Source organism: Streptomyces flavalbus, assembly GCF_042674625.1.
Lineage (GTDB): Bacteria > Actinomycetota > Actinomycetes > Streptomycetales > Streptomycetaceae > Streptomyces > Streptomyces flavalbus.
On sequence record NZ_JBHTEB010000001.1, the window covers coordinates 6156840 to 6169298 of the forward strand.

Consider the following 12459-nt stretch of genomic DNA (forward strand, 5'->3'; position numbering starts at 1 on the left):
CGTTGAACGTGGCGGGGTTCTTCGGCGGGAACAGGAGCACCTGTGCCTTCCCTGGAACTCGCGTCCATCGACGACTTCTTAGGACCACGAGACAGCAGATTCCTCGGTGAGGGGTTCAAGCGCGTCGAACACTCGCTGACCGACCTCACGATCACGCCCGCCGACGCCGGGGCCGTCGGAGCCGTCGAGGCCACCGCCCACCTCGCCATCCCGGGCGTCTGGTCCCGCAAGGGCGGCCAGAACCAGAGGCCCCACCTCAGCTCCATCGACGTGATGCTCTTCGCCGCCCGGCTCACCGGCCTGTACGCGGCACACACCTACGGCCTCGCCCCGGACGCCCGCTTCGAGGTGCGGTCGATCGAGATGAAGGCCGGGTCCAGCCCGGACGAGGAGGGCCTGGCGAAGGTGCCGGTGAGCGGTCGGCTCGTCGCCGCCGAGACGGCCGGTGAGCAGTGGTCGACCACCCTGGACTGCCGGGTCGGATCACTGTCGGCGCGGGTACGGGCCCGGCACAGCCCCGGCCGTCAGCCGGTCGGCGGCCCCGGCGCGTACTACCTGGAGGAGGAGCTGCCCGGCCCGTGGATCGACGCGCCCTACGGCGTCCCGCACGCGGCCCGTCGGCAACTGCTCACCGGGGTGCGCGTCACCGGCGACGACGAGGACGACCCCCGGGCGTCGGCCCGGGTGGCACTGGTCCCGGACGGGGCGGGGGACGCCCGGGGCGACGCGTCGGCCAGCATGATCGACACCCTGGTCGCCGTGATGCAGCTGGGCCAGGTCATGCTCTACACACTGGACGGCGTCGACCGTGCCCACAGCAACAACCTCTGGATGCGGCGGGCGACCCTCACGCTCGACGACGGCACCCCGCCCCCGCCCGACGGTGAGGTGACGGCCCGTCTGGAACAGCCCCTGCTGCTGCCCACGGCGGCCGGGACCTGGAGGTCGGCCGAGGTGGTCGGGGCCCTGCACGGCGTACGGACCCGGGTCGCCGTGGCACACCTCCTCAAGGCGCCCGCCCAGCACGCGGGCGCGGGAGGTGACGGACGATGAGCGCACCCGCCGCCGTCCTCGCCGGGCTCGGCACCCATGTGCCCCGGCGGGTCGTCACCAACGACGACCTCACCCGCAGCCTGGACACCAGTGACGAGTGGATCGTCCAGCGGACCGGCATCCGGCAGCGCCACTGGTCCGACCCGGGCGTGGCCACGAGCGACCTCGCCGTCGAGGCGGGACACCGGGCGCTGAAGTCGGCGCAGGTCGACGCGCCCGGGGACATCGGCCTGCTGGTCGTGGCCACCTCCACTCCGGACCGGCAGGTCCCCGCCACGGCGCCGGAGGTGGCGGCCCGCCTCGGCCTCGGCACGGTCGCCGCCCTGGACGTGGGGGCGGGCTGCTCGGGCTTCGTCTACGCGCTCGCCACCGCGTCCGCCGCCCTGGTGGCCGGGCACGCCGAACGCGTGCTCGTCATCGGAGCCGAAACCTTCCGCCCCTACCTCGACCCCGCCGACCGCACCACGGCGGTGATCTTCGGCGACGGCGCCGGAGCGGTGGTGCTGCGCCGCGGCACCACCGACGAGGCCGGTGCGCTGCTGGGCTTCGACCTGGGCTCGGACGGCACGCTCCACGACCTGGTCGTCATCCCGGGCAACGGCTCCCGGCCACGGTCCACCGACCGCGCGCTGGCACCCGAGGACCAGTACCTGCGGATGAACGGCCGGGAGGTCTTCCCGCACGCCGTCCGCCGGATGGCCCAGTCGTCGTCGGCGGTGCTCGCCACCGCGGGCTGGGACCTCGACCAGGTCGACCACGTGGTGGGGCACCAGGCGAACCTGCGCATCCTGTACGCGCTGGCCCGGCAGTTGGGGGTGGACCCGGAGCGCGTCGTCACCCACCTGGAGCAGGTGGGCAACACCTCGGCCGCCTCGATCCCGCTGGCCCTGGCCGACGCCGCCGCCCAGGACCGCTTCCGGCTCGGTGACCGGCTGCTGCTGACCTCCTTCGGCGCCGGTCTGACCTGGGGCTCCGCCGTACTGACCTGGCCGGGGACCACTCCCGCCTGACCACAGCTCTGCGAAAGGAAACGCCATGACAGGGCGAGTCACCCTCGACCCGGAAGCCGTGCTCGACCTCCTCAAGACGCACTTCGACGTCCCCGCCGACACGGGCGTCGACACCCGGTTCGACCACCTCGACCTGGACTCCCTGGTCCTGATCGAGCTGAGCGTCATCCTCGCCAAGCGGTACGGGGTGGAGGTGGCCGGAGACGAACTGGCGGCCGCCGGAACCCCCGCCGGGGCGGCCGAGATGCTGTCGGAGAAGGGCGCCACCGGCTGATCCGGCGCCCAGGGCCCGGCGACCGCGCGCAAGCGGTCGCCGGGCCCTTTTTTCGTGCGCTCCCGGAGGGTTCTTAGTGATGCCCACGCGTCACCGCACCGGCCGACACCGGGTACCCGGGGAGCCGGGCATGACCATCCCGCCCGCATGTACTAGAGTTATCTCGACATCGAGATATCTGCCGAGGCGCACCGTGCCCGCCACCCCAGTAAGGGTTACCTAACTTAGCCTTACCTTAGCGGATCGGCCAAGACGGCGTGGCGGCAGGATTGCGGTGGTACGCGCACATAAATGAAGGAGACTGTCGTGTCGGCGAACAGCTTCGACGCCCGCAGCACGCTGAAGGTGGGCGACGAGTCGTACGAGATCTTCCGCCTGGACAAGGTGGAGGGCTCGGCCCGGCTCCCCTACAGCCTGAAGGTCCTGCTGGAGAACCTGCTGCGCACCGAGGACGGCGCGAACATCACCGCCGACCACATCCGCGCGCTCGGCGGCTGGGACTCCCAGGCCCAGCCCGCGCAGGAGATCCAGTTCACGCCCGCCCGCGTGATCATGCAGGACTTCACCGGCGTGCCCTGCGTCGTGGACCTCGCCACGATGCGTGAGGCCGTGAAGGAGCTGGGCGGCGACCCGAACAAGATCAACCCGCTCTCCCCGGCCGAGATGGTCATCGACCACTCCGTCATCGCCGACAAGTTCGGCACCAACGACGCCTTCAAGCAGAACGTCGACCTGGAGTACGGCCGCAACAAGGAGCGCTACCAGTTCCTGCGCTGGGGCCAGACCGCGTTCGACGACTTCAAGGTCGTCCCGCCGGGCACCGGCATCGTCCACCAGGTGAACATCGAGCACCTCGCCCGCGTGGTCATGGTCCGCGACGGCAAGGCGTACCCCGACACCCTGGTCGGCACCGACTCGCACACCACCATGGTCAACGGCCTCGGCGTCCTCGGCTGGGGCGTCGGCGGCATCGAGGCCGAGGCCGCGATGCTCGGCCAGCCGGTCTCCATGCTCATCCCGCGCGTCGTCGGCTTCAAGCTCACCGGCGAGCTGCAGCCCGGCACCACCGCCACCGACCTGGTGCTCACCATCACCGAGATGCTGCGCAAGCACGGCGTCGTCGGCAAGTTCGTCGAGTTCTACGGCGAGGGCGTGGCCGCCACCTCGCTCGCCAACCGCGCCACCATCGGCAACATGTCGCCGGAGTTCGGCTCCACCGCCGCGATCTTCCCGATCGACGACGAGACGCTGAACTACCTGCGCCTGACCGGCCGCAGCGACCAGCAGGTCGCGCTCGTCGAGGCGTACGCCAAGGAGCAGGGCCTCTGGCTCGACCCGCAGGCCGAGCCGGACTTCTCCGAGAAGCTGGAGCTGGACCTGTCGACGGTCGTGCCGTCGATCGCCGGTCCGAAGCGCCCGCAGGACCGCATCGTCCTCGCCAACGCCGCCGAGCAGTTCAAGCAGGACGTCCGCAACTACGTCGACAGCGTCGACGAGGCCGGTGTCGAGTCCTTCCCCGCCTCCGACGCCCCGGCGGTCGCCCCGAACGGCGCCCCGTCCAACCCGGTCACCGTGACCGCGCCCGACGGGTCGTCGTACGAGATCGACCACGGCGCCGTCACCGTCGCCGCGATCACCTCCTGCACCAACACCTCCAACCCGTACGTCATGGTCGCCGCCGCGCTGGTGGCCAAGAAGGCGGTGGAGAAGGGCCTCACCCGCAAGCCGTGGGTGAAGACCACCCTCGCCCCGGGCTCGAAGGTCGTCACCGACTACTTCGACAAGGCGGGCCTCACCCCGTACCTGGACAAGGTCGGCTTCAACCTCGTCGGCTACGGCTGCACCACCTGCATCGGCAACTCCGGCCCGCTGCCGGAGGAGGTCTCCAAGGCCGTCAACGACCACGACCTCGCCGTCACCTCGGTGCTCTCCGGCAACCGCAACTTCGAGGGCCGGATCAACCCCGACGTCAAGATGAACTACCTGGCGTCCCCGCCGCTGGTCGTCGCGTACGCCATCGCGGGCTCCATGAAGGTGGACATCACCAGGGACGCCCTCGGCACCGACCAGGACGGCAACCCGGTCTTCCTGAAGGACATCTGGCCCTCCGAGGCCGAGGTCAACGACGTCGTCGCCAACGCCATCGGCGAGGACATGTTCTCCAAGTCCTACAGCGACGTCTTCGCGGGCGACGCCCAGTGGCAGGCGCTGTCCATCCCGACCGGCAACACCTTCGAGTGGGACCCCGAGTCGACGTACGTCCGCAAGCCCCCGTACTTCGAGGGCATGACGATGGAGACCACCCCGGTCTCCGACATCACGGGCGCCCGCGTCCTCGCCAAGCTCGGTGACTCGGTGACCACCGACCACATCTCCCCGGCCGGTGCCATCAAGGCCGACACCCCCGCGGGCAAGTACCTCACCGAGCACGGCGTCGAGCGCCGCGACTTCAACTCCTACGGTTCCCGCCGCGGCAACCACGAGGTGATGATCCGCGGCACGTTCGCCAACATCCGCCTGCGCAACCAGATCGCGCCGGGCACCGAGGGCGGCTACACCCGCGACTTCACCCAGGACGGCGGTCCGGTGTCGTTCATCTACGACGCCTCCCGCAACTACATCGAGCAGGGCATCCCGCTCGTCGTCCTCGCGGGCAAGGAGTACGGCTCCGGCTCGTCCCGCGACTGGGCGGCCAAGGGCACGGCCCTCCTCGGCGTCAAGGCCGTCATCGCCGAGTCCTACGAGCGCATCCACCGCTCCAACCTGATCGGCATGGGCGTGCTGCCGCTCCAGTTCCCGGAGGGCGCCTCGGCCGCCTCCCTCGGCCTGACCGGCGAGGAGACCTTCTCCATCACCGGCGTCACCGAGCTGAACGACGGCACCACCCCGCGCACGGTCAAGGTCACCACCGACACGGGCGTCGAGTTCGACGCGGTCGTCCGCATCGACACCCCCGGCGAGGCGGACTACTACCGCAACGGCGGCATCATGCAGTACGTGCTGCGCAACCTGATCCGCAAGTAAGCGGTACAGGACGGTCGTCGAGGGCCGCGCTCCCGGGGCACCCCGGGGGCGCGGCCCTGCGTCGTACGTGCCCGTGTCCGGTCCGCCCTGTTTACATCCGGCGCTCCCGGCGATACCTTCCACCCCCAAGGGGTGGGAGCGCTCCCATTGACGCTGCGGACCGGAACCCGTCGCGCCTCTCCGCTTCCACCCCGCCAGCCCCTCACCCCGCCAGCACCCCCGCCGCCCAGTCCAGTTGGCGGCGGACGTGGGCCGCGTCGCCGCCCTCGTGGCCGTTGTAGGGGTAGGCGTGGATCTCCCGGCGCGGATCGGTGCCGGTGAGTTCCGCGTAGCGGTGGTACGCGGCGTACGCCCCGCTCGGTGGGCACACCGTGTCGCGCAGGCCGACGCCGAAGTGCGCGGGCGCGTGCGCGCGCCGGGCGAAGGAGACGCCCTCCAGGTAGGCGAGCGTGCGGTGCGCGGAGCGTTCGGCGCCCCGGTGGACGGCGAGGTACGCGGCGATCTCGCCGTAGGGCCCCGTGTCGGAGAGGTCCAGCGCGCGCCGGATGCCGCACAGCAGCGGGGCGGTGACCAGCGCCGCGGCGAGGTCCGGGACCAGGCCCGCCACGGCCAGCGCGAGGCCGCCGCCCTGGCTGTTGCCCACCGCCGCGACCCGCGCCGGGTCCACGCCGGGCAGGGCGCGCACCGCCGTGACCGCGCGCACGGCGTCGGTGACGAGACGCCGGTAGTGGTGGTCGTGCGGCGAGAGCAGCCCCCGGACCGCCGGTCCCGGGCCGCCCGGCGCGGTGGCGTGCGGGTCGGGGGTGGCGCCGCCGCTGCCGTACTGGTCGCCCTGGCCGCGGTTGTCCATCAGCAGATGGGCGTACCCGGCGTTCACCCAGGTCAGCCGCTCGTGCGGATAGCCGCGACCGCGCCCGTACCCCGCGTACTCGACGACCGCCGGGAGGGCCTCGGGTGCGTCGGCGGGGCGGCTGAACCAGGCGCGCACCGGGTCGCCCGCGAAGCCGCGGAAGGTGACGTCCCAGGTCCGGACGAGCCGCAGACCGGTCGGCACGGGCCGCGCGGAGAGCACGGGTTCGCGCTCGGCCGCCGACGTCAGCGTCCGCCGCCAGAAGTCGTCGAAGTCGTCGGGTTCGTCGACGTCCGGGCGGTACCGCTGCAGCTTTTCCAGTGGCAGGTCGAAGGCGGGCACGGGACCTCCTGGTGCGTTCGGGGCGGGTTCGGGAGCAAGCGTCCGATCGTTGCGGCTATGAAGGTGAATGTTTCGCCTCGGGAGTGGCTTGAAATCCCTCCGGTTCATCCATCCATCCCCTCGCCTCACCCATTGACACCCCTTACAGCCGCCCCTAACTTTGCCGCAAAGTTACCGGAGCGCGTCCGAAAGTTTCGAAGAAAGACCGGGAGGCCCATGCATGAGCACTTCCGCGACATCGACCAGTTGGCGACGGGCGCTGCGCCGGGACTGGCAGCTCTACTCGCTGGCCGTACTGCCGTTGCTGTTCTTCCTGGTCTTCCGCTACCTGCCGATGATCGGCAACGTGATCGCCTTCCGCCGCTTCGAGCCGGGCGGGTCGATCTTCGGTGAGGAGTGGGTGGGGCTGCGCTATGTGGAGATGTTCCTGACCGACCCCACCTTCTGGCAGGTCTTCCGGAACACCCTCTGGCTCGGCGGGCTCACGCTGGTGTTCTGCTTCCCGATCCCGATCGTGCTCGCGCTGCTCCTCAACGAGGTCCGCCGTCGCTCGCTCAAGCGCTTCGTGCAGTCGGTGTCGTACCTGCCGCACTTCCTGTCGATCGTGATCGTCGCGGGCATCACCATCCAGATCCTCGCCACGGACGGCCCGGTCAACCACGTCCTCGGCTGGTTCGGCCACGACCCGGTCCGCTTCATCCAGGAACCGGAGTGGTTCCGCGCCGTCTACGTCGGCTCGGAGATCTGGCAGACCGCGGGCTGGGGCACCATCCTCTACCTCGCCGCGCTCACCACCATCGACGAGGACCTCTACGAGGCCGCCCGCATCGACGGCGCGGGCCGCTGGCGGCAGATCTGGCACGTCACCCTGCCCGGCATCCGCCCCACCATGATCACGCTGCTGATCCTCAACATCGGCACCTTCATGGCCGTCGGCTTCGAGAAGGTCCTGCTGCTCTACAACCCGCTGACCTACCCGACCGCCGACGTCATCTCGACCTACCTGTACCGCACCGGCCTTGAGTCCAACAGCTTCAGCTACGCCGCCGCCATCGGCCTGTTCGAGGCGGTCATCGGCCTGGTGCTGATCACCTCCGCCAACCAGCTCTCCCGGCGCACGGTGGGAACGAGCCTGTGGTGATCCGGCCGAGCCGCTCCTACCGAATCTTCCAGGGCGTCAACGGCGTGATCCTCACCCTCGTCGTCGTGGTCACCCTCTACCCCTTCGCCAACATCGTCGCCCGCTCCTTCAGCGGGGAACGGCAGATCCGCGCCGGTGAGGTCACCCTGTGGCCCAAGGGGTTCAACCTCACCACGTACGAGATCGTCTTCAAGGACGCGATGTTCTGGCGGAACTACGGCAACACCGTGCTCTACACCGCCGTATCCACCGTCATCGCGATGGTCCTCACGACGTGCTACGCCTACGTCCTGTCCAAGCGGCACCTCAAGGGCCGCGGACTGCTCGTCGGCATCGCGGTGTTCACCATGTTCTTCACCGGCGGGCTGATCCCGAACTACGTGCTGATCACCAGCCTCGGCATGAAGAACACCCTCTGGGCGCTGGCCGTCCCGAACGCGATCAGCGTCTTCAACCTGCTCGTCATGAAGGCGTTCTTCGAGAGCCTGCCGACCGAGCTGGAGGAGGCCGCGCAGATCGACGGGCTGAGCACGTACGGCATCCTGCTGCGGATCGTGCTGCCGCTGTCGAAGGCGGTCGTCGCCACGATGGTGCTGTTCTACTCGGTGTCCTTCTGGAACTCCTGGTTCGGCGCGTTCCTCTACATGGACCGCTCGGAGCTGATGCCGGTCACCGTCTACCTGCGCAACCTGATCGCGGGCGCCACCGGCGGCGGCAACGCCGGGGCCACCACCGAGCAGCTCACCCAGGTCGCCGCGAACATCCAGGCGGTGACGATCGTGCTCACCGCCCTGCCGATCCTCTGTGTGTACCCGTTCATCCAGCGCTACTTCGTCTCGGGCGTGATGCTCGGCGCGGTCAAGGGCTGAGCGCGTCCCCCCATGACTCACCTCAGGGAGCCCCGATGAACCCCGGACCACTGTCCCGCCGACAGCTCCTCGCCGCCGCGGGTCTCACCTCGCTCACCGTCCTCACCGGCTGCGGCGGGGGCGACGACGGCGGCGACCCCAAGGACCTCAGCAAGAAGCAGGACGGCGCGATGCGGAAGTACCGCGTCGGCGACCAGTTCAAGGCCGCCAAGCCGCTGTCGTTCTCCGTCCTGCACAACGACAACCCGGCCTACCCCATGAAGGACGGCTGGCTGTTCTGGAAGGAACTCACCCGCCGCACCGGCATCACCCTCAAGCCCGTCAACGTCCCCCTCAGCGACTACGAGAAGAAGCGCAGCCTCCTCATCGGCGCGGGCGACGCCCCCGTACTGATCCCGAAGACGTACCACCCCTCCGAGGTCGCCTTCGTCTCCTCCGGCGCGATCCTCCCGGTCAGCGACTACACCCACCTGATGCCCCACTTCCAGGCGGCGGTGAAGAAGTGGGACCTGGCCCCCGAGCTGGACTCCATCCGCCAGTCCGACGGCAGGTTCTACCTCCTGCCCGGCCTGCACGAGAAGGTCAAGTCCGGCTACTCCCTCGCCCTGCGCACCGACGTCCTGGACCGCCTCGGCCTCACCGCCCCCACCACCTGGGACGAGGTGTACGACGTCTTCAAGGCGATCAAGGCCGAGTACCCCGACCGCTACCCCCTCTCCGACCGCTGGAGCACCAACACCCCCTTCCCCGCCGGGGCCCTCACCCGCTGCCTGGGGCAGGCGTACGGCGTCAAGGCGGGCTGGGCCTACGACAACACAAGCTGGGACGCGCAGGAGAAACGGTTCGTCTTCACCGGCGCCACCGACCGCTACCGGCAGTTCGTGGAGTACCTGCGCACCCTCGTCGCCGAGAAGCTGATGGACCCCGAGAGCTTCACCCAGACCGACGACGAGGCCGTGCGGAAGCTCCTGTCGGAACGGTCCTTCGCGATCAGCGCCAACCCGCAGGAGCTGGTGCAGAACTACCGCTACAACCTCGGCAAGCAGGTCAAGGGCGCCACCATCGACATGATCCCCGTCCCGCTCGGCCCCGCCGGACCGGTCGTCCTCGGCGGCTCCCGACTGGAGAACGGCGTCATGATCTCCAGCAAGGCCCTGGACGGCGACGACTTCGTGGCGCTGATGCAGTTCGTGGACTGGCTCTGGTACTCCGACGAGGGCCAGCGCTTCTGCAAGTGGGGCGTCGAGGGCACCACGTACACCCACGCCGACAGCCGCTACCAGCTCGCCGACGGCATCAGCCTCATGGGCTCCGACCCCGACGCCCCGAAGGACCTCCAGAAGGACTACGGCTTCTTCAACGGCGTCTTCACCTACGGCGGTAGCTGGGACCTGGTCTCCTCCTCCTTCGGCCCCGACGAGAAGGAGTTCGAGGACGCCATGTCCCAGCGCGAGCAGCTCCCCGTCGACCCCGCCCACCCCCTGAAGTCCACCGAGCAGGAACAGGCCACCCTCTGGGACACCCCGCTCAAGGACCACGTCACCCAGAACACCCTCCAGTTCGTCCTCGGCAAGCGCCCGCTGTCCGAGTGGGACGACTACGTCTCCGAACTGAAGGCGAAGAACATGGACCGCTTCATCGAACTGCACAACGCGGCCCATGACAGGTTCCAGAAGGAGCACGCATGATCCACGTCCCCGCCGAGCCCCAGGGCACCTTCCCCGACGCCTGGCGCCAGTGCGTCGGCACCGGCCGCCTCGACCTCGCCCTGCGCCACGACTACCAGCAGTCGCTGCGCCTCCTCCAGCGCGACATCGGCTTCCGGTACCTGCGCGGCCACGGCCTGTTCAGCGACGGCATGGGCATCCACCGCCCCTACGACTGGCAGGGCACCCGGCACGTCCACCACAGCTTCACCTACGCCGACCAGGTCGTCGACGCCCTCCTCGACACGGGCATCCGCCCGTTCCTCGAACTCGGCTTCATGCCGTCCGAGCTGGCCTCGGGCGACGAGACGGTCTTCTGGTGGCGCGGCAACATCACCCCGCCCGCCGACCACAAGGAGTGGGCCGCCCTGGTCCGCGCCACGCTCACGCACTTCATCGACCGCTACGGCCTCGACGAGGTCCGCACCTGGCCCATCGAGGTGTGGAACGAACCCAACCTCCCCATGTTCTGGCTGAACACCGACGAGGAGGCGTACCACCGCCTGTACGAGATCACCGCGCACACGGTGAAGGAGGTCGACGCGGAGCTCCAGGTCGGCGGCCCCGCCATCTCACCCGCGGCGGACGAGTGGCTCGTCTCGTTCGCCGACTTCGCCGACCGCCGCCGGGTCCCCGTCGACTTCGTCTCCCGGCACGCCTACTCCTCCGGCCCCGGACAGCACGTCCCCTTCGGCACCCACCAGACCCTGGCCCCCGCCGACGACCTGCTCGACCAGTTCGCCGCGCCGCGCCGGGTCCTGAAGGACACGCTGCTGGCCGACCTCCCCGTGCACATCACCGAGTTCAACTCCTCCTACTGCCCCGACAACCTCATCCACGACACCGCCTTCAACGCCGCCTACCTCGCCCCCGTCGTCACGGCCGGGCACGCGCACGCCGACTCCTTCTCCTACTGGACCTTCAGCGACGTCTTCGAGGAGGCGGGCGTCCCGACCGCCCTCTTCCACGGCGGCTTCGGCCTCCTCACCCACCGCCAGCTCCGCAAGCCGACGTACCACCTGTACGCCTTCCTGGCCCGCTCGGGGGAGGAGCTGCTGGCCCACGGCACCGACCACCTCGTCACCCGGCACCGCGACGGCCGCGTCACGGTACTGGCCTGGGCGCCGGTCGACGCGTCCGGCGAGACACCCGGCCCGGAGCGGCACACGGTACGGCTGTCGGTGCCGGTCGCGGGCGGTTCGTGGGCCTTCCTGCGGCGCTCCTCCGTCGACGAGGAACGCGGCAACGCCTACACCGCCTGGCGGCACATGGGCAGCCCGCGCTCACCGAAGCCCGCCCAGCTCGACGTCCTGCACGAGGCGGCCGAGCCCGCCCACAGCCACGCCCGCGTCCCGCTGGCCGAGGGACGCGCCGACCTGACGCTCACCCTGGCCCGGCACGAGATCACCCTCGCCGAACTGACGCCGGTGGTGGAGGAGGCGCCGTCGTGGTGGGACGAGGGACGGCTGCTGGGCAGGCAGCCCACGGCACGATGACCGCGACTCCATGACCTCGACGACGGATTTCGGCGCGGGGCCGCTGTCCCGCGCCGTCGCCCTGGTCCACACCCTGGTCACCGTGGAGGCGCTGCTGCTGGCGGCGGCGCTTCCGGGCCTCGCCGGGCTGTTCCTCCTGTCCCCGGACGCCGCGAACCTCCCCCTGGCCGCCCTCTGCCTCCTCCCGCTCGCCCCGGCCCTGTCCGCCGCCCTCTACGCCCTGCACCACCGCGACCGCGACCTCACCGACCTGCACCCGGCCCGCGCCTACGGGCGGGGTTGGCGCCTCAACGCGTGGCCCGCGCTGAAGCTGTGGACCCCGCTGCTGGCGTGGCTGACGGTGATCGCCTTCACCCTGACCCACTTCCCGGCCACGGGCCTACCGGGCTGGTGGGCGGCGCTCCTGGCGCTGATCGGCGCGGCCTCCCTCCTCTGGGGCGCCCACGCCCTGGTCCTGACCTCCCTGTTCACCTTCCGCGCCCGCGACACCGCCCGCCTCGCCGCCTACTTCCTGCTCCGGCACGTCCGCGCCACCCTCGCGGCGGCGTCCCTGCTGCTCCTGACGGCGGTGTCGACCGCCCTGCTCACCGAGGCCGCCCCCGCCCTGCTGGCCGCCCCGTTCCTGCTCTCCCTCCTGCACGGCAGCCGCCCGCTGATCGCCGAGACGGAGGAGCACTTCACGGCGTGACGGCAC

General features: G+C 70.3%; 10 protein-coding genes. 9 read left to right on the top strand and 1 reads right to left on the bottom strand.

Annotated features, from left to right (window positions below; translation table 11 throughout):
- The first annotated feature begins 42 nt into the window (after positions 1–42).
- From ACFQZ6_RS27615 to acnA, 4 genes are all read left to right on the top strand, one after another.
- A complete protein-coding gene (locus ACFQZ6_RS27615; RefSeq protein ID WP_381614032.1) occupies positions 43–1053 on the top strand; it encodes an AvrD family protein in 1011 nt (336 codons plus the stop codon).
- Positions 1050–2063, top strand: coding sequence for a beta-ketoacyl-ACP synthase III (locus ACFQZ6_RS27620; protein WP_381614035.1), 1014 nt, complete (start codon positions 1050–1052; stop codon positions 2061–2063). The genes ACFQZ6_RS27615 and ACFQZ6_RS27620 overlap by 4 nt, the downstream gene beginning before the upstream one ends.
- Before the next feature lie 25 nt (positions 2064–2088).
- Positions 2089–2337, top strand: coding sequence for an acyl carrier protein (locus ACFQZ6_RS27625; protein ID WP_381614038.1), 249 nt, complete (start codon positions 2089–2091; stop codon positions 2335–2337).
- Positions 2338–2643: 306 nt separating this feature from the next.
- Positions 2644–5361 carry an aconitate hydratase AcnA gene (acnA, locus tag ACFQZ6_RS27630; RefSeq protein WP_381618691.1) on the top strand — a complete coding sequence of 906 codons (2718 nt, stop codon included), beginning with the start codon at positions 2644–2646 and terminating at the stop codon, positions 5359–5361.
- A 202-nt stretch (positions 5362–5563) separates the two neighbouring features.
- Here acnA and ACFQZ6_RS27635 read toward each other — a convergent pair whose 3' ends face one another.
- Positions 5564–6553: an acetylxylan esterase gene (locus tag ACFQZ6_RS27635; RefSeq protein WP_381614041.1), complete on the bottom strand. Its 990-nt coding sequence runs from the start codon at positions 6551–6553 to the stop codon at positions 5564–5566.
- Between the two features lie 220 nt (positions 6554–6773).
- On the opposite strand from ACFQZ6_RS27635, the gene ACFQZ6_RS27640 reads away from it, so the two are divergent.
- The 5 genes from ACFQZ6_RS27640 to ACFQZ6_RS27660 are packed head-to-tail and all read left to right on the top strand — an operon-like array spanning position 6774 to position 12453.
- Complete coding sequence (locus tag ACFQZ6_RS27640; RefSeq protein WP_381614044.1) at positions 6774–7694, top strand: ABC transporter permease; 921 nt, start codon at positions 6774–6776, stop codon at positions 7692–7694.
- A complete protein-coding gene (locus tag ACFQZ6_RS27645; protein ID WP_381614046.1) occupies positions 7691–8563 on the top strand; it encodes a carbohydrate ABC transporter permease in 873 nt (290 codons plus the stop codon). The genes ACFQZ6_RS27640 and ACFQZ6_RS27645 overlap by 4 nt, the downstream gene beginning before the upstream one ends.
- A 35-nt stretch (positions 8564–8598) precedes the next feature.
- Positions 8599–10251 carry an ABC transporter substrate-binding protein gene (locus tag ACFQZ6_RS27650; RefSeq protein WP_381614049.1) on the top strand — a complete coding sequence of 551 codons (1653 nt, stop codon included), beginning with the start codon at positions 8599–8601 and terminating at the stop codon, positions 10249–10251.
- On the top strand, positions 10248–11765 hold the full coding sequence (locus ACFQZ6_RS27655; RefSeq protein ID WP_381614052.1) for a GH39 family glycosyl hydrolase: 1518 nt from the start codon (positions 10248–10250) through the stop codon (positions 11763–11765). Before ACFQZ6_RS27650 ends, ACFQZ6_RS27655 begins: the two co-directional genes overlap by 4 nt.
- A gap of 10 nt (positions 11766–11775) precedes the next feature.
- Positions 11776–12453 (top strand): hypothetical protein, encoded by a 678-nt coding sequence (locus tag ACFQZ6_RS27660; RefSeq protein WP_381614055.1) that lies wholly within the window; start codon positions 11776–11778, stop codon positions 12451–12453.
- The last annotated feature ends 6 nt before the right edge of the window (positions 12454–12459 follow it).